The organism is Thiomicrorhabdus sp. zzn3 (genome assembly GCF_029767755.1).
In the GTDB taxonomy this organism is placed as follows: Bacteria; Pseudomonadota; Gammaproteobacteria; order Thiomicrospirales; family Thiomicrospiraceae; genus Thiomicrorhabdus.
On record NZ_JARUQS010000001.1, the window covers coordinates 1,402,712 to 1,421,543 of the forward strand.

At 47.3% G+C, this 18,832-nt stretch carries 15 protein-coding genes; 2 read left to right on the plus strand and 13 right to left on the minus strand.

Annotation, left to right across the window (positions count from 1 at the left end; all coding sequences use genetic code 11):
• Positions 1-3 precede the first annotated feature (3 nt).
• The gene (locus QCB44_RS06565; RefSeq protein ID WP_279408782.1) at positions 4-1,383 is read left to right on the plus strand and encodes an iron chelate uptake ABC transporter family permease subunit; all 1,380 of its coding nucleotides are present in this window, start codon (positions 4-6) and stop codon (positions 1,381-1,383) included.
• Positions 1,373-2,272, plus strand: a complete 900-nt coding sequence (locus tag QCB44_RS06570) for a metal ABC transporter permease (RefSeq protein WP_279408785.1) — start codon at positions 1,373-1,375, stop codon at positions 2,270-2,272. The genes QCB44_RS06565 and QCB44_RS06570 overlap by 11 nt, the downstream gene beginning before the upstream one ends.
• A gap of 44 nt (positions 2,273-2,316) precedes the next feature.
• Here the strand turns inward: QCB44_RS06570 and QCB44_RS06575 are convergent, their stop codons facing one another.
• The 13 genes from QCB44_RS06575 to QCB44_RS06635 all read right to left on the minus strand — a co-directional run bounded on the left by QCB44_RS06575 (position 2,317) and on the right by QCB44_RS06635 (position 18,756).
• Positions 2,317-3,171 carry an HAD family hydrolase gene (locus QCB44_RS06575; RefSeq protein WP_279408786.1) on the minus strand — a complete coding sequence of 285 codons (855 nt, stop codon included), beginning with the start codon at positions 3,169-3,171 and terminating at the stop codon, positions 2,317-2,319.
• Positions 3,172-3,331: 160 nt separating this feature from the next.
• Positions 3,332-4,240, minus strand: a complete 909-nt coding sequence (locus tag QCB44_RS06580) for a PilZ domain-containing protein (RefSeq protein ID WP_279408789.1) — start codon at positions 4,238-4,240, stop codon at positions 3,332-3,334.
• A 183-nt stretch (positions 4,241-4,423) separates the two neighbouring features.
• A complete protein-coding gene (locus tag QCB44_RS06585; RefSeq protein WP_279408790.1) occupies positions 4,424-6,199 on the minus strand; it encodes a sugar phosphorylase in 1,776 nt (591 codons plus the stop codon).
• Between the two features lie 83 nt (positions 6,200-6,282).
• Entirely contained in the window at positions 6,283-7,494 is a 1,212-nt protein-coding gene (locus QCB44_RS06590; RefSeq protein WP_279408791.1) for a glycosyl transferase, read from the minus strand.
• Positions 7,495-7,536: 42 nt separating this feature from the next.
• Positions 7,537-8,334, minus strand: coding sequence for an HAD-IIB family hydrolase (locus QCB44_RS06595; protein ID WP_279408793.1), 798 nt, complete (start codon positions 8,332-8,334; stop codon positions 7,537-7,539).
• Between the two features lie 56 nt (positions 8,335-8,390).
• Positions 8,391-9,269, minus strand: coding sequence for a hypothetical protein (locus QCB44_RS06600; RefSeq protein ID WP_279408794.1), 879 nt, complete (start codon positions 9,267-9,269; stop codon positions 8,391-8,393).
• A 125-nt stretch (positions 9,270-9,394) separates the two neighbouring features.
• Positions 9,395-12,028, minus strand: coding sequence for a methyl-accepting chemotaxis protein (locus tag QCB44_RS06605; protein ID WP_279408795.1), 2,634 nt, complete (start codon positions 12,026-12,028; stop codon positions 9,395-9,397).
• Between the two features lie 45 nt (positions 12,029-12,073).
• A complete protein-coding gene (locus QCB44_RS06610; RefSeq protein WP_279408797.1) occupies positions 12,074-13,306 on the minus strand; it encodes an EAL domain-containing protein in 1,233 nt (410 codons plus the stop codon).
• 139 nt (positions 13,307-13,445) lie between these two features.
• A complete protein-coding gene (locus tag QCB44_RS06615) occupies positions 13,446-14,027 on the minus strand; it encodes an ANTAR domain-containing protein (RefSeq protein ID WP_279408798.1) in 582 nt (193 codons plus the stop codon).
• A gap of 508 nt (positions 14,028-14,535) precedes the next feature.
• Complete coding sequence (locus QCB44_RS06620; RefSeq protein ID WP_279408800.1) at positions 14,536-14,853, minus strand: pyrimidine/purine nucleoside phosphorylase; 318 nt, start codon at positions 14,851-14,853, stop codon at positions 14,536-14,538.
• A 210-nt stretch (positions 14,854-15,063) separates the two neighbouring features.
• On the minus strand, positions 15,064-15,723 hold the full coding sequence (locus QCB44_RS06625; RefSeq protein ID WP_279408803.1) for a carbonic anhydrase: 660 nt from the start codon (positions 15,721-15,723) through the stop codon (positions 15,064-15,066).
• Between the two features lie 317 nt (positions 15,724-16,040).
• Positions 16,041-16,475 carry a hypothetical protein gene (locus QCB44_RS06630; RefSeq protein WP_279408805.1) on the minus strand — a complete coding sequence of 145 codons (435 nt, stop codon included), beginning with the start codon at positions 16,473-16,475 and terminating at the stop codon, positions 16,041-16,043.
• A gap of 16 nt (positions 16,476-16,491) precedes the next feature.
• A complete protein-coding gene (locus QCB44_RS06635; RefSeq protein WP_279408806.1) occupies positions 16,492-18,756 on the minus strand; it encodes a VWA domain-containing protein in 2,265 nt (754 codons plus the stop codon).
• Between the last annotated feature and the right edge of the window lie 76 nt (positions 18,757-18,832).

The following is an 18,832-nucleotide window of genomic DNA, read 5'->3' on the forward strand; positions in this document are numbered from 1 at the left end:
CAGATGCAAGCTGAATTCGAACTGTTAAACGCGCCCGGTTCCTGGGAACTGTGGCTGGAATTCTGGCGTTTTGAGGACATGAATGCCCTATGGGTACTCAGCGGCAGCATCCTGCTGGGCATCAGTGCCTCGGTGATTGGAGCTTTCGCTTTTTTACGCCGCCGCTCCCTAATCGGCGATGCACTGGCACACGCGGCTCTGCCCGGTGTGATGAGCGCCTTTCTGCTGTTTCAAACTCGTGATCCGGTGGTGATGTTTCTCGGTGCCGTGGTCAGCAGCTTTGCCGGTTTTTTTATGATTGATTGGCTACCCAAGCATACCAAGATCAAAGCCGATGCCGCTCTCGCGATTACCCTATCGTTCTTTTTTGCGCTCGGTCTCATGCTGCTCTCCTATATCCAAGGACTGAATGTCGAGAACAAGAGCGGCCTGGATAAAATTCTGTTTGGACAAGCCGCAGCCATGAGCCAACAAGACATCACCCTGTTGATGTATGTGACGGTGTTTATTCTGCTCGTTGTCACCCTGCTTTTCCAAAAACTGCGCCTGATCGCCTTCAACCTTAATTATGCGCGTACCCTGGGCATTCCGGTGCGTTTCTACGAATTCACCTTAGCCTTACTGATCGTCATGTCAGTCGTCGTAGGCCTGCAACTGGTGGGGGTCGTTTTGATGGCGGCGGTTCTGCTGACTCCGGTGGCGGCGGCGCGTTTTTGGAGCAATCAGCTAACGACCATTCTTGTGGTTGCCGGGGGGCTCGGCGCTTTCAGCGCTATCATCAGCACGCAGATTTCCTATCTCGCTCCTGCAATGCCAACCGGCCCTTGGATGGTGGTCAGCTTAGCGTTGCTGTTTATTATTTCCCTGTTGTTCGCGCCGCAACGCGGACTGGTGCATCGTTACCTACAGCAGAGGGCACTGCGCTTTAAAGTGGCACAGGAAAACATTCTACGTACGCTGTATAAGCTTTATGAACGCGGCGACTTTCAGCAACGACCGTTCAATATTGGGGATATTCAAGCGCTGCGAGCCATGCCGACCAATGCCCTGAAAAAAACCTTGAAGCGTCTCTGCCAGCAACAATTGATCGAAGACTCCGTGAACGGTTTCCGTCTGACCGAAGCAGGCTTGCAACAGGCTCAGCAATTAACCCGGCGCCACCGACTGTGGGAAAACTACTTGAATGAACAGATGGATCTGCCGCCGGATCAAGTACACACTCAGGCGGAACGCATCGAACACCTGCTGACGGAAGAACAGGAACAACAACTGGAAATGGAACTGGCCAACCCGCACTTCGATCCACACGGCCGCGATATCCCGCAAGGCGACGCGGAACGTCAACCCGGCGTGAAAGCACAAGGAGGCAAACATGATCAGTGATCTGTGGATTTTGGCAACCGCCTCCTTGGTGGCCGTCGCCTGCTCGATGGTCGGCAGTTTCTTGATTTTACGCCGCCAATCCCTGCTGGGAGATGCCATCAGTCACTCGGTACTGCTCGGCATTGTGCTCGCCTTTCTAGCCACCGATTCCCGCTCTCTGCCGGTCATGCTCAGCGGGGCGGTGTTGATCGGCCTGACCACCGCCTGGCTCAGCGACCAGCTGCACAAAACCGGACAGCTGCAAAGCGATGCCAGTATCGGCATTGTCTTCACCCTGTTTTTTGCCGTTGGCGTCATCCTAATTTCACTGTATGCAGGCGACATTGACCTCGACCAGGAATGCGTCCTCTACGGGGAGATCGCTTTCGTGCCTTTTGACACGGTGATTTGGGGCGACCTCAAAACCGGCATCGACCTTGGTCCACGTGCGTTTTGGATGATCCTGATCGTTTTTGCCGCGGTGTTGGCGAGCGTTGTGGTGTTTTACCAACGTTTACAGACTGTCACTTTTCACCCAACCCTAGCAGTCTCTTTGGGCATCAATGTGGTGTTCTGGCACTATTTCATGATGACGCTGGTATCGATGACCACCGTCGCCTCGTTCGATGCGGTCGGTGCGATTCTGGTGGTTGCACTGCTGGTAATTCCGGCCAGTACGGCTTACCTTCTGGCCAAATCCCTGAAACAGATGTTGTGGATGGCGGCGGGCTTCGCCGAGCTGGCGGTGCTCATCGGCTATGCGCTGGCCTTCTGGCTGGACAGCTCAATCTCAGCGTCCATTGCGGTCAGCGCGGGAATAGTGTTGTTGGCCGTCGTGGTGCAGCAGCAGTTCTACCAGCGGCGCTTGCGCACCCAGACCGCAATCCAATCGCCCCTCTCTGCAAACTAACCATTTCGGCCAGAGAAAACCAAAATGAACCCGAACAGGCCTGTTCAGTTTGGCTTCAACTTCGGTAAAAGGACCGTTTCCAGGTAGTGGGCCACGCCTTCTTCTGAGTTGGCGCGCGCAATATGCGCGCTGATTCCGGCCTGATTAAGCCAGGTTTTTACCGACTCAGCCGCATTGGCCATCACAACCGGATAACCAGCCAATTGCAACATCTCTTTGTCGTTCATGCCATCACCCAATGCAACGGTGCGTTCGGGCCGCAGTGCCTTTTGTTCCAGAATCATTTCCAGCGCCCTGCCTTTACATACCCCAAAATTCATGATTTCCAAATATTCCGGTGAAGTGAAGGTGATGCTGAGTTGATTGGCAAAACGCCGCCTCAAGGTGTGCTCTAATGGCTGTAGCACCTCGTGCGCCGCGGTAAAGTAGATTTTATCGATATGAGTGAGATCGAGCTGAGCAAAATCGGTGAGCTGGTACTCAAAGCCTGAGGTATCGTGGATTGCCAGCAATTCTTCGTGCGGCTCCTCAACGAGCCACAAATCCTGTTGATAAAGATTACGGTGAATTTCAAATCCGGAGGAGATTTCCAATACCTCACGAACCAGATTTTCCGGCATGTGATTTTCGTAAAGCACCCGACCATGGCGGTCGTGAACGCGCGCGCCATTCGAGGTGATCAGGTCCATTTCCACTCCCAACTGTTGAGCAATCAAATAGACATCTTGATAATGGCGCCCGGTTGCAATCATAAACTGCACACCCTGATCTACCAGGGCTCTAACCGCCGCAATGGTTCTTGGCGTCACTTTATGATCCGGGTTGAGCAACGTACCGTCAAGGTCACACACGACCAGATCGACGGCTTGCCGCAACTGAAGGTTTAGCTTGGAGTTCATCGAGGTACCTGAATTTCTTACAAAATTTCACACTCGAAGTCCGGCATTTTACCGAGTTCACGACAAGATTCAACTTTAAATGGCCAGGATAACCGCGACATAGGCCTTACAAGCTATGCGTTTAAAGTTCGCATCACGATCAGAAAGACGGATTAAAGGGTTAATCCATATGAGAGAAAGGATTGGGATGGGCAGCCGCCAACTCCTGAGCCGCCACGAAGCGGGTAATCTGAGCAATATCTTCATTGCTTAAATCAACAAACTCTAAACCGATCCGTTGCGCCCCCTGTGCGCCCTCTTCGAGTTCACTCTCCAGTAACGGAATAATATTCACGACGCGCCCATGCACCACCATTAACCGGTGTTCAATTTCAAACAAGACGCATAGGCGCTCGTAAAGTTCATAGTGTTCTGAGGTCACAAAATCCACGCCGCCGCTGCTTAAATTAACGGGATGAACAATCCACTGTTGTGGATCGGGTAGGTGACAACTTTGCGCCACTAAATCCTGATAGGCCTGTTCATAAACGGTAAGCTTTTCATTTAACTGCACCAACACCCGCGCCAACCAATTCCCCTGCTCAGCCAGAATCGACAGATTGGGCAGAAAATCCTCCGCCGAAAACAGCGTGTGATCCTCATACCCCATAATCAAACGCCTTACATCGGGGCTGCGCTCAATCGCAGCCAATAGTTCGGAAATACACAATTCAATGCGCTGATAAAACGCTTCAATCAAGGGAAATGTCTTGGTTGTATGCGATCCCTGTGGCGGCAAATGCATCTGATCTCGCTGCAATCGGTCACTAAAATCGTCCTGCTGACGCGGATCACGCCCCGCCAGGATTTCCTCCAGCAACCAGGCTAAAAAATCAATGCGCAGATTGATGCCTTGAAACAAGGTCACCGCACCATTGGCAATATGCACCGGATCTTTAAACAGTTGTTGCAAACGCTCGCTTGCTTTGTAGAACTTCTGTTTATGCGCTTCCGCAAGTTGCAGATGCCCTGCAATATGCAGGGTAGCGTCGGCATGACCTAAACGACGCACAAAAAGCGGGATTTGCATCTTTAAACGAAAAAAACGCCGTCTGTTTTCAGCCCCCACACCGGCCTCCTGTACGCTTTGTGAATGGACAGAACAAGAAGCAAGGAAGCACCTATGCCATACCCGGCTTCTTCGTTTACATTAAGCAACTATACGAAAAAGTGCCGAATATGGCAAAACACAAGCAGGATGTGATCGTCAGCTTTAATCGGTAAACGGTGCCCATAAGGCGGAAACATCGTCTACGGTTTCCGGCATCAACCACACCGACTGGTAAGGCTGCATGACATAACGGGTCTCAGCTGAAGAGACCCCCTGGTTATCGAGTAGATTGACCCAGTAAGAAAACCGTTCAATGCCTTCAATTTCCGATAGATTGATAAGCTTGATCTCACTGGTGAGATTATGAATCGCCAGTAATGGAAAACGCAGATCATCACTGTCACGCCATAGTGCAAAGAAATCCGACCCCAGGTCGATGACTTTTTGCGGTGTATCCGGGTGAAACGCTTTGTGTTTTTTGCGGCGCTGCAAAATATTGGTTAAACGCTTTAACACCTCCGCATTGGAGGTACGACCACTTTCAATCAAAGCCTGCAAGTACTCGTAATCCCAGCGACGGCGATTAATCGAGCGCGTGCGTCCGGTTTTTTCCACTCCGTCCCGGTCATTCGGCGTTGCGATCAAGCTGTGGATATAGAAAGCCGGAATCCCCTGCAAAGTCATCATAATATTCTGCGAACAGATAAAGCGCTCTACCTGCCACTGGTCCGGGCCATTTGAATTATGCGTTTCGCGCAAGGCACTAAAATAGGTGACGTTGATCTCATAGGGGCTTTCGCTGCCATCTGGATTGGATTTCATAGTCACGAATCCGCCTAAGCGATGCATGCCGGTGATGAGATCATCAACCTCACGTTGCGGCAAAATCCCTTCTACCGGACGCACCCCGATACCGTCATGCGATGCAGTAAAATTCAAGAAGGTACAGCCTTCAGGCGGCGGTGCCAAATTCATCGCCCATTCGGTCAAATAACTCCCGTCTCCACGATGAAGTGCATGCAACACCAAGGGCGCCAGCGCAAACTGGTAAACCATATGGGCCTCATCCTGCTCGCCAAAGTAGGAAAGGTTTTCGTGATGCGGCACATTGGTTTCCGTGAGCAAAATGGCATGCGGTTTGACATACTCCATGACATCGCGCAACAACTTAACCACTTCATGGGTCTGCGGCAGATGGATACAGGTAGTTCCAAGCTCTTTCCACAGAAATGCAATGGCATCCAAGCGGACGGTACGTGCGCCTTTTTGCAAATAGAGCAACAAAACTTCTGCCATTTTCAGCAACACTTTAGGGTTGCGGAAATTAAGATCGATTTGGTCGGCGCTGAAAGTGGCCCAGACCATCTTACGGCCACGATGGGTATAAGCGGGCACCAACAAAGGGGTATTGCGAGGACGGGTTACCTGACTGACATCCTCATTGCCTTCCATTTCAATAAAGAACTCGTTATAAGGCGAATTATTGGCTTTGTAATCGGTAAACCACAAGCTTTCCCGAGAGATGTGATTGATCACCAGATCAAACATCAAATCATAATGCTCACCGATATTATCCACATGTTTCCACTCCCCGAGATCGGGGTTGACCATGGTGTAGTCGATGACCGAAAAACCGTCATCCGAACTATAAGGAAAAAACGGCAGAATGTGCACATTATTGATTGACTGCTTGATATAGGTTTTAAGAAAGCTTAGCAGCGTTTCCAGCGGCCATTCCCCTTCCTTGAGAAACGTGTCACCGTAAGTGATCAGCATCACGTCTTCATGGGTCCAACGATGCGGCAATTCATCTTTTCCAAAAGCTTCTTTATGGCGCTTGAGCAACTTTTCCAGCTTAGTAAACGCAAACTCGGCGTCGGCATCGTCATAAATTCTAAGCAACCGGTTCTGGATACGTTTTAGAATCTCTTCACTCATACTTCTCATTCACCTCTGACCAGGCCTGTTCAGCTTTTTTAGCATTCAGGCCTTTCTTATGACTGGTTTCTTCCCAGCTTGACTTACTGATTATCCAGTTCCACCGCGTTGTGAATCTCTTCCAGGATATTGGGGCAAGCACTCACCACCCGGTTCCAGTTTGCCAAAAACGGGATCTCGCCTGGTGAGTCGATGAAGTCAATTCCCGCCTGCATAATGTTTTCCGCAAACAATTCGATCACCTGCTCCTCGGAGTGGCGATCCAGCGATAAGCCGTTCATTTCCGCATCAAACGCGTAGGATTCCAGCTGATCTAAAGCCGTACGGTAATATTTTGCGCGAATCGTGCGCAGATTGCTCGGTGAGAACGTATGACCGCGTACCGCCAATTTTCTAAACAAAGACTTGGCAATATCCTGGCTCATTCTTGACAGGCCTGCCTGTTTGTTCTCAAAAGAGACATCTTGGTGTTTGTGATCGTAAACATCGGCAATATCCACTTGGCACACCCGGCGATTGGAATAGTTACGCAACACCTCAGACATGACGCCGATTTCCAATCCCCAGTCGGATGGAATGCGGATCTCTTTGGTCAAATGCACGTCCATGGCAAATTCCCCCGCCAGCGGGTAACGGAAACTGTCCAGATAGCTGAGCAGATCATCTTGCCCCAGCACGCCTTTTAGCGCACGCAGCAACGGTGTCACCAACAGGCGTGAAGCACGCCCGTTTAACTTACCATCGGCATAACGCGGGTAGAACCCCTTGGAAAAGACGAAGTTAAAAGTTGGATGAGCCACTGGATAGATCAAGCGCGCCAAAAGGCTGCGGTCATAGGTCAACACATCACAGTCATGCAGCGCGACGACATCGGCCTGTTTGGAAGCCAATACATAGCCATAACAGTTCCAAACATTACTTCCCTTACCGCGCTCTTTGGGAGCCAAATCTTTTTCATTCAGTTTTGCGGTAATCGCCTGCATTCTTGGTCCGTCGTTCCAGACGATTTTCCAGTTTTGCGGCAGGCCGGAAAAATACTCTTTGGCGTAGGCGAATTGCTTTTCATCCGCGCGATCCAGACCAATGACGATCTGGTTCAGGTAAGGCACTTTCTTAAGTTCCTCGACAATATTCGCCAATGCCGGGCCTTCAAGCTCACTGAACAACGAAGGCAAAATTAAGCCCAAAGGACGCTGTTCACTGAACTTGACCAGCTCAGCTTCGATCTCCTCAAGCGGACGATCGGTAATGTTGTGGAACGTGGTCACGGTTCCATTTTGAAAAAAATCGCTCATAAGTGCCTCCTTTGGCTTACGTCCATCACGAAAAACGATTTCCTAATTGTTTAATCCGGTTAAAAGTGATGGGAGACTTTCCTCTGGGTAAAAATGGTTCACCGCTTCCACCCAGCCCCACGGCGCTTCTGCTTGCGCATAATAGGCACCATCAATTTGTAACGTTTGCCCTTTGGCTGGCGGCATCACCACCGCGATGTCCGCAGCCTGCAACATCGCCAAATCATTGCCACCATCTCCCAAAGCCAGAGTTTGCGGAAGTTGATCTTCATGAGCATAGAGCTCCGTCAGATAACGCATGGCATCGGCTTTATCATGCTGCCCCATGACATGATGAAACCGTCCCCCTTTTTTGAGGATTAAGTCCTCTTTCTCTAGCGCCTTCTCAAAAGCTTTAAAATTTTCTTCGCTGTCCTGCCATAAAATCGGCTCCGTGACCTCGCGCTCTTTAGCGCGAACGGCATCGGCCGATTTTAGGCCGGTATGATTCATCACCTCGGCCACGGTCCAATCGCCAAAGCCTTCAAATTTCCAGTCATTGGCTTTGCGCAGGTGTTTAATGAAAGAACGAATATCGGCATAGGGCGTGCCTAACAAATAGCGTCGATTCTCATCCCATTTAAATTGAATCACTCCGCCGTTCTCGGCGATAATCGGCGCCGTCACCGCCAGGCGTTGCTGCCAGATCGCTAGTTCGGAAAGCGTTTTGCTCGAATTAAGAATCACTTGAATGCCTTGTGCCTTCAAACGTTCAATGACAGGCTTCACCACCTCATACTCATAGGTATGATGGTTTAACAGAGTACCGTCCAAATCTGTGAAAATCAGTGGTTTCAACATTAACAGGCTCCGTGTCGAGTCATTTATCGAATATCAGATCGCCATAATCTGAATCGCTACTCGTCCAATTTACGCTTAGAATGCGACTCTTTTATGACCCATTTGTGATAAATCGACAAAGAGACAATGATTAGGGTAATGCCAATAATCAAATACAAGGCATAAAGCATCTGTGACGGATCATTCAATGCCGTTTTAAACACCACCATCAGTGCTTCGATCGATAGCGCGATGATAATGGCCGTTAAGAATTTGGAAAGCAGTCGAGTTTCATCTTTTTTGTCCGAATAGGCTTTAAAAAAGACCTCCCTTTCCAAAAGCGTCTTGGCCAAGTCAAAAATCGCCAAACCCATGGTCAGCGCGACAATCGGTTTAAACACACTCTCCAAGGTATACTGCTGGGGTTGGATTATTTGCAGAAAATAATCGTAAAAGGCATAACCAATCGACATTAACGAGAAAAAGACCAGAGACACCCCGATTCCCAAGTAAAATCCTTTAGAAACCAGGTTAAAAATAGGATGGCGTTCTACAAGGCCAAAACGCACCAGCAGTTTCGTTAAGTTGAAATCAAAGAAGTAGTAGCGCTGCTGACTGTAAAACATCACCGTGACACAGGGCTCACCGGTAGCCGAGCTCACATAGGGCTGACTGATAGAGACATCTTCTTCCTTAGGCGCAACTTTTGAAACCAGGTATTCACGGTTTTTACCTTTGGCCTCTTCTTTAACTCGGTTTTTATAGATGTTCGGCGAGACCTGTTTAAAGTCATTATCCGTGATGTAGATAAGCTCTAAACTCGGCAACACTTTGAAAAAGCGTTGCATGCTATCAGCTTCAACGCGCATTAACTGCCCGTTATTGCGGATGGTTTCAATCAAAAACTTTTCAATGTCGTTCTGATATTGATCATATAAACTGATAAACTCTTGCATCGCCGTTCACTCCCCGCTGAAAACTAAGCAGGCCTCCTGTTAAATTAAATTCCTTCTTCTCACTGCCACTCTTTGTTCTGCCCCCCCCCTAAAACGCTGGTAAAAAATAGCTATTTACATTTCATTCATGCCGCGGATTGAATCATGGCATAAGATCCACTGCCACGTTCAACACACACTCGATTCAAATCATCCAATGCCCCGTCCAATTCCATCGACACGCTGACAAAACGGTCCATTTTTTGGTCTCTAAGCTTCATCTGTTCGAAATCAGCATTCCCCATCTGCACATTCAAAGCCAGCACTTCTTTGACCAGTGCGTGCTGTTCCTGATGGAGCTCACTGGCTCTTTCATATTCAGGCAACTGTTTAATCGAAGCATCGGCAGACACCAAAGTCTGCAAAGCCTGACTGACATCACATTGAGAAGCATCGGCCGCATTATCAATATCCACTGTAACATTCACGCCATTTAAATAGGATTGCACACTGGTTAACCAGATGCGCATCTTCTGACGTACATCGGCCATGCGCACACCATAAACAGGCGGCGTACTTTGAATAAGCATCGCGGTTTTGGCCTCATCGATCTGGAACTTGCCTGTCTCATTCGACAGCAATTCCGCTTGAACTTTTAATGCATCCGATGCTTCAGAAGTTTTTTCAACCAGCGCGGCATTATTCTGAATATTGGCATCCAGCGTCTGGATGGCCTGTGATACCTCATGCACACTATGCTGTTGCTCGCGAATCGAATCCATCACTTGAGCGAGCGAGCGTCCTATACGACTGACTTCTTCATTGACCACCGTAAAGGCATTTTCAGTTTCTTGAACCTTGCTCACCCCCATATTCACCTTAACAGACGATTCGTCAATCAAGGTTTTAATCTCTTTGGCCGCATCCGCCGACTTTTGTGCCAAACTGCGCACTTCACCAGCTACCACAGCAAACCCTCTACCATGCTCTCCCGCTCTGGCGGCTTCTACCGCCGCATTCAAAGCCAGCAGATTGGTTTGGAAAGCAATGCCGTCAATCAAACCGATAATCGCTGAAATCTTATCCGAGGTTGTCTGAATGTCTTCAATCGCTTCAACCGTGGAGTTCAACGCCTGCTTGGCTTTGTCATTTTCCAAGACGGCTTCTTCTGCAATTTTCGCTACCTCAGCCAGCTCTTGACTGTTTTCAATTTGCGTCTGGTTGACGTTTTGCATTGTCGCATTAATTTCTTCAAGAGTGGCGGCGGCCTGCTGGGTACGCGTAGACAAATCTTGAGATGCCTTGGAGGATTCGTAAGCGGCATGATTCACGGTTTCAGCGGCTTGTTTGATATACCAAATAATCGAGCTTAGATTGTCCAAGGAAACGTTAGTCGCCCCCTTCATCGCCGCCAGGGAACCTTGCAGATCCTTCTGGATGCGCCCTCTGACGTCACCGGTTGCCAAACTGTTCATAACGAATACGACATCTTCAATAATTTCATTTAAAGACGCAAACAACTCATTGATATTATTAGAGGTATCCAGAAAAAAACCTTCAAGGTTTTTGTTATCCAAATGCAGTTGGGTATGCCCAATCGAAGCCATTTGCAATGTTGACTTCAGGGTATTCTCAATATTTTTTTGCTGCGTCAAATCCAACCACTCGATCACAGTCCCTATCTGATTGCCCTCTTGTTCGGAATACACCGGTCGAATTTTGATATTGAAGATAAACTCCGCAAACTTTGCTTCAAAATCCTGCATCTTGGAAAGATCTTTAAAACGCGTTTCTTCCTTAAATAGCACTTCAATGCGTTCGCCGATTAAGCGAGACGTTTCAAATTGTGGATAGGCGTTACGCAAGGCAGTTTGATGACTTTCAAAAAACGATTGCAATGCATCATTCATATACAAAATATTGCCACGGCGATCTACCATCATAATTTGAGATGAGGCACTGTCCAAAGCGGATTTCAGTCGCGTACTGCGGTTTAAACGGGTATGCGCATCGTCATACATTTCCCCTAGCTGAACCTGCATCACCTTAACCGCTGAAACCAGTTTGCTCAGAGAGTGTTGCCCGTAGGTATTCACCTGGCCGGAAAAATCACCTTCCCGCATTTTGTCTATCAGGCGTTTCGCCTGCCCTAGGCGGATGTAGGCGTATTTTCGTCCAGCCCAGGCATAGGCAAAAAACAGACCACTGATGACCGCAACCCAGATAACCGGAATATTGACGATATCGGCTTGAATCAAAGTTGCACCAATTCCGAGTAGCGCGATCATGGTCAACATCAAATTAAATGGGTGAATCTCATTGAAAAGGTAAATTCGTTGCAATGGACTGATTTGATAACCGTTACGAAGCGTCGTTCTTCCCTGCTGAATCTCTCGATAAAGCTGTTCCGCCTGTCGCTTCCGGGAGTCGTCGATCGCTCTTCTTACCGATAAATAACCGATGATTTTCCCATCTTTAAGCCTGGGAATAACACTGGCCTCTACCCAATAAAAGTGTCCGTCTTTGGTGCGGTTTTTAACCACTTGCACCCACGGTTTTCCGGACTGAATTGTCTGCCAAAAATCTTTAAATACGGCTTGGGGCACATCAGGATGACGCAGAATATTATGCGGCTGACCGATTAATTCCTCTCTGCTGTAGCCGCTTGCCTCTACGAAAGCTTCGTTGACATCCAAAATAGTGCCATTCACATCTGTCTTCGAGACAATCGTACCCAATGCCGAGATATCGATTTCCGTTTCTGTGACTGTGCGCTCCATAACGATTCCTAATTAAAAATTAAGGGTAAACTCTTCAAGATTGAGTTAAACAGAGATCTGCACCATTTCCGCGGCTTTATCGTGATAAAAAACGTCAAAACAAGCTACCACCCTCTGTCCTGAGGTCAAAGTAACCTGTTTGGAAACAGTCAAACACAACTGCATATCGATTAACGAACGATAGGGACCGGACACATAAATCGTGCCCGGTCGGTCCATCGCTTTGAAAAAATAACGGCGATTCTTCCAGCACAACCCTTTGCCTTTTTTTAACATCGCAAGATGATTTTCTGAGGGTTTACTGTTTTCTTCACTGATCTGATATCCTGATTCGTCCAAGACAAAAAAGCGTTTCACAAAGGAAAGACTGGATATTTCCTGCATCTTTCCTTCCAGCATGGCCACCTCGTGGCACTCATCTAACGATTCAAACAGGGTTTCATAACCTTTGCGCTGAATCTGACGAATAAACTCTTTTTCATTGGAATATTTCGGGTAAAGATCAACGATATGCTGCAGCTGTTTCTTTCCATTCACAAGGTTTTCAAGCGACACATCCGGCCGGGCGAAATAAAACCCTTGCACCAGGTCCACACCGACATCCATTGCCAGTAGCGCTTGATCCTCGGTTTCAATTCCTTCCAATAAGGAGATACTTCCAGCCTGCTTGATTAACTGTGATAAGTTTCTCAACACGCTTTGACTGCGGACACTTTTGCTTGCTTCCAACAGTACCTGTCTATCCAGCTTTACAATATCGGGTTGCGCCTTCCAGATGCGGTCGATATTGGAGTGGCCCGCACCAAAGTCGTCCAAGGCAATCAGACACCCCATTTTTCGAAACTGTAAAATCAACTCTTCAAACAGGCCTTCATCCGCAATTTCACTCTCTACGACTTCAATGACGATCTGGTTGCCGTCGACTTTCATTTCATCAAGCAACTCGTTCAAACAAAAGTCTTTTAAGCTGCTCAGATTTCGGAAATCCAAGTTAAGGAAGATCCAATTATCTTCTGGCTTAATGCTCTGCCAATTATTCAAATGCATGCGATTGAGCATGCGTGCATAATCAGCCTTAGTCATGCTCTCAGGTTTTTTTAGGCAATCCGCAACCGGAATTGCGAATCCGTGTTGATTCTTTCCTCTGACAAGTGCCTCAGCACCAATACAGGCCTGATTGGAAAAGCTGTAGATCGGCTGAAATACTGAATACAGTCGCTTATCCTCTACCTCAATAAAATTTTCTTCAGACTGTTCACTCTCAGAAATAGGTATCACGTTTCCGCTCATTCTCATTTTAAAAAAATCCAAAAACACCGATTGTTTCTTGCGTTTTATCTTTTTAAAAGATAAACGGTTCATCCATCCGTTTTTCGCTTTGGGACCCAACTCCAAACTTTGGCTGCATTCCATTATTTCAGGCCGACAACGCTTTAATTACATCGCAAATTTCATGCGCAATGACTGAAATCTTTTTTCCTTGGTCCATCGCCATTTTTCGCATCGTTTTATAAGCCTGATCTTCGGACATATGCTTGTATTCGATAAGAAGCCCTTTGGCTCTTTCAATCACGGCTCGCTCAGAAAGTTTATCCTTTACTTGGATCAACTCTTTCTTCAGGGCCTGACATTGTTTGAATCGCGCCATCGCCACTTCAATAATTGGCTGCATACGATCGGCATCCTTACCATCGACAATATAGGCAGTAATACCGGCTTTCACGGACTGAGCAATGATATGGGTATCCCGCTCACCACTAAAACAAATGACCGGTTTAGGACAATATTCATGCACAACGGCAAACTGCTCAAACAGATTCAGAGTAGGCTTTTCGACATCAACGATAATCAAATCTACCTCCAAATCCGCAATCGCTTTAAGTAGATTATCTTTGACGCCTATTCGTTCTACCTGTCCAATACCAGAACGTTCCAACCCTTGTTGTAATTCCTGGCAGGGCAAAACATCATCACACACCAGCAAGACTTTCAGTTCCATTTTCACTGCCCTCTTTTACTTCATTGCAATCCTAAAATAAACACATTGACAGCCAAAACATTTTTATCTTTTTATTTCAAATACTTAAGTAAAAATATTTCGCCAAACAATAATCACAAAATAAATAAAATTGAGGTGTTGCACCAAAATAAATCATAACCACCAGCAATTAGGGCAATGACTCTAGGCTTAGGTAAACTCGACAAACCGCCATAATTGAAAAACCATGTCTGTATCAATGAAAATTAAACATGGCGATCGAATGGGGTAAAATGAATTGCTTACGCCAATCAAAAGAAAAGGATTTCAAGCTATGTGGATAGAGCACATTGGGGAAATTGCACTCGGATTAATGATTGTTCTGCTCTTAGCTCACTTAGGTTTACATTTTTTATTCAAAGCCCAAAAAGCTAAAAAACGCAAGCAAGCTCAAAAACAGGACGCGAGCAAATAAAAAACCAGCAGGCCTGCTGGTTTTTTATTCAACAAGGTTTTCGAAAAATCGTATTTATTCAGGAATATAAGAGCAGCAATAATCGGCAATGGCATGCACCTTAATGCCAAATTTAGAATTGGCCGGAACATCGAAGCTGGATCCGTTGGGAATCGCCTTCCACTCTGTCTCTCCAGGTAGAAGAACTTCAACATCGCCCGAAAGCATCTCCATGTTTTCTGCCATATCGGTACCAAACTCGTATTCACCCGGCATCATAATTCCTAAGGTTTTTTTCGATCCGTCCGCAAACAACACAGTACGGCTCGTTACTTTGCCGTCAAAGTAAACCGACGCTTCCTTTAAGACGGTGACATTTTCAAATTTAGACATCACATTTCCTTTTCATATTCAGTTATCAAAACGCGCAGATTATAACCTTGATTCAACTCGGACAAACAACAATTCCATCCTCCCAAGGTCAGCCAACCTTCGCTTTAATTTAATATGTCGGATAATTCTCTAAAAGCACTGAAAATTATCTGAACCAAGGCTGGACAAAGGCTCACCGCCTCTTCGAGCGCTAATGGCTGCGCAAAAGCATTAGTCTTCCGTTCGCAAAACCGCTTTCTCGGCAGATTCCGGGTCGCAAATTGACACATCCAGATTATGCAAACGGCCATCTTTAATGTCATAAATAAAGCCATGAATACACAACTCTCTCCCCGGTTGCTTCCAGGCTTTTTTCACCGCGGGAACGTGACAGATATTACGCACCTGCTCCATGACATTGATTTCACACAAGCGATTCACCTTCTCTTCATAGGGCAACGCGTCGAGCTCTTGCTGAGCTCGACGGTAATACTTGCGGATTGGACGAATCCAGTGATCAATCAAATCCAGATTAGTCTCTTCTAACGCCGCCATAACACCACCGCAACCATAGTGGCCATTGACGATAATGTGCTTCACCTTAAGCACTTCTACCGCATACTGAATGACGCTCAACACATTCATATCACTGGAATTAACCAAATTGGCAATATTACGGTGAACAAAGATCGTACCGGGATCCATTTTAACCAATTCGTTAGCAGGCACCCTGCTGTCGGAACACCCAATCCACAAATACTCAGGCTTCTGCTGGCTGGACAGGTTTTTGAAAAATCCAGGTCTATCGTGATTAACCTGATCAACCCAGTCACGATTATTGTCTAACAGCAATTCAATAGAGGGGTGAGCATCACAGCATTTTTGGCACATAATTAATCCTTTTGAGATAATTTTACAGCGCTTTTAACAATGCCCCCGTACATTGAAAACGCATGCAATTGACACAAAAAATGCCCTCGATAAGGGCATTTTCTGGTGGTTTTAGAAACTTTCTAAAACACTATTATACCTATTTTAGTGGAATAAGAGGTTTCCATCGCCGCGATTCCTGTCTTGACTTCATCGATACAATATTGAAAACTTCCCTTGCCAATCCACTCCGGAACATTCAATCATACCTATTAAGACCCGTCTCGTTCCATGCACGAAGAAAATCGTCCAGCAAAACGGGCCATTGAAAAAACTCGTTACCACCAATGATGAGTGACGGGTTTTTCCTTTGGCCTATGCTCTTTGCCCAGTTCATAAGCAGCCTTAAGTGCTTTAGCTATCTGAGGATTCGCGTCCAAATCAAGTTGGTGATTTTCCGCTATGTTCTGCAAATAAGCCTCAGGCCCCACCTTTTGATAAAGATCCAGGAAGGTTTCGACTCGCATTGGCAGGTTAGGGATCGCCGACGCAATTCGAGATTGAAAGCGAATGACTTCAATCTCACTCGATTCCAACATCTCAAATTTATAAGAGATCACATCCATTTGATTCTGTTTGGCGATTCTATTAGGGAGCTGCTGCAAAAACAGCTCGACATCATCCACATAGGAAGGTAAATCAATATCGGCCTCATAGCAAAACGTTTCACCACGAAAATCGAATGTCGATCGAACCGTTATGGTTGATTTCATAGTTCCCTCTCGCACACTAATGTGTCAGCTTCATAAAGACTTGCGGCAACTGTTCCGGCAATTTCTCTACATGATCAATGACCGTATATTGATTACCGAATATATCCGCCACATATTCATCCGCATTTGGATCAAGTGTAATGCAGTAAGAATAAATCCCCTTGCTCTGCAACTCTTCGACCGCCTTGTGGGTATCCTGAATCAGCGTCTGCGGATCTTTGGCATCGATATCCGCCGGCTCACCGTCCGTTAATACCAACATCAACTTTTTCTCGGCCTGCTGAGCTTCGAGATAGTGTGCGGCATGCCGCATGGCCGCCCCCATTCGCGTTGAATAAGACGCTTCCATCGCCGCGATACGCGCTTTCACTTCATCGGTATACCCCTCCGAATAGCCCTTGATGTGCTGGTAACGCACTTCATGGCGCGTATCGGAACAGAAGCCGGCAATCGCAAACTTATCGCCCAGCTGCTCGACGGTCCAGGCGGTGATGGCCAAGGCCTCTTCGGAAAGCTCCAACAACGTCTGCCCGGTTTCCTGGTTACGCTCATTGAGTGATTGCGACGTATCCACCAATAACATCACCGCGATATTACGGCTATCCGTGGTATGGCTGTAGTTGATTCGCGGATCCGGCGCTTGCCCGCTCTTAAAGTCGATTACCGAACGCAGCGCTACATCCAGATCCAGCTCCTCCCCTTCCTCTTGGAAACGAATACGCTTTTTGTTCTGCGGCTTGAGCATTTCGATCATTTTCTTCAAACGCTTGGCAAGATCACCGTGTTTTTCCATCAAACGGTCGATCTTGCGGGGATCTCCAGACGGGTGCAGGCGTTCATAAACAGTGGTCCAATCAGGACGGTAACCTTCCGAAATATAATCCCACTCATCGTAATGACGCGGCGGCAAACCACCTTCATTATCCACCACCGGCTCTTCATTCTCATACTCGTTTGGAAGAATTTCATCTGGCTCATCATACTCTTCGTAGTAGAACCAGATATAACGATTATCGTCACGATAAGAAATTTCCGTATCGTCAAAGAAGACACTCGGCAGACTATCCGACGACTGCTTGCGGGATTTTACATAGAAATCGATTCCGAGCTCAGCCATATCCGCCGTGGTCGAGCTCTCGCCCTTCTCAGCCATGACTTTATGAAAGCGCTCACGAAAGGCTTCAAGCAGTGGGTTTTCCGGATCAAAGTTCTCATCTAGCAGCGCTCGTGACATACGCGTGGCACGGTAGCGCAGACACGACTGTTTGCTATCATCACAAGCGCCTTTTTTCGGATAAGGGTGCAGAGCCAAAAACAACTTCTTCAGACCGGGATATTTCTGTATGGCCAAATATTCAACACGGCTGTCTTCAAAGATCGAAATAAACAGCTGCATGTGCGGTGCATAATTATCCGCCATTAGCCGGGTTGACCACCTATAGTGTGCCATCATGTGAGCCAGCGTCGCACGATAACGGTCGATCCCAGAAACACCATTCTCCTCATCATACACATCAGGAACGGCAATCAAGGTTTCATCAAGATAAGGTACCGGCTTGCGCAGCTGGTCAAAAGCGGTCGCAAAGGTCTGGAAAGGCAGGTCGCAATCCCACATACAGGATTTCAACATATCCATATGACGCTCGACATCCTTGAAGGTCGTGCCTTTACGCTCACGGGTAATAATGCTCTTGGCATCGTGCGATTCCAGCTTGAAGTAGGCGATCTGCTCGTCCGGCGCATTCAGATAGTTACGCGCACCGTAATCGATGAAGTTGCGGATACCGTTCAGACATAGCTTGGAAATCAGCTGCGGCATGGACTCCAGCAACGCCACCATACCCGGACTTTCATAAAGGGAGTGGTGACCGTGAATAACCGTCTGCGTCTTCTCGACATACTCGTCGATAATCTCCAGATAGCGCTGCAGGTCCTCCACTGTATCGATGCGTCGACAAACACTGCTTAATGAATTCAAAAAGGGAATCAGGGCTTTTTTATTAGGACTGCGCGCCAGCTGATAGCTGTAGTCGGCAATCATTTTGTTGGTTCCCTGCCCGAAGTGTGAAGCGATATCCGGCATGACTTCCATAAAGACCAAAACCGGCTCGACGCCCTGGCCGATTTTACACAGGAAATTGGCCCCATCTAAATAGGCTTCAACCCCTTGTGGCGACAGCTTAGCAACGGCATCACCAAGCAGATCAGGAAACAGTTCGATCGCTTTTGGAAACTTACAGGTAAACTTCTGTTGATATTCGGCTAATAATTCTTCATTCATTCTTAAACGCTCTCATTCGTTTAATTGAAAAATAAACGCTCAAAACTAAGAGCAATCATCTATTTGAGACGGTCGA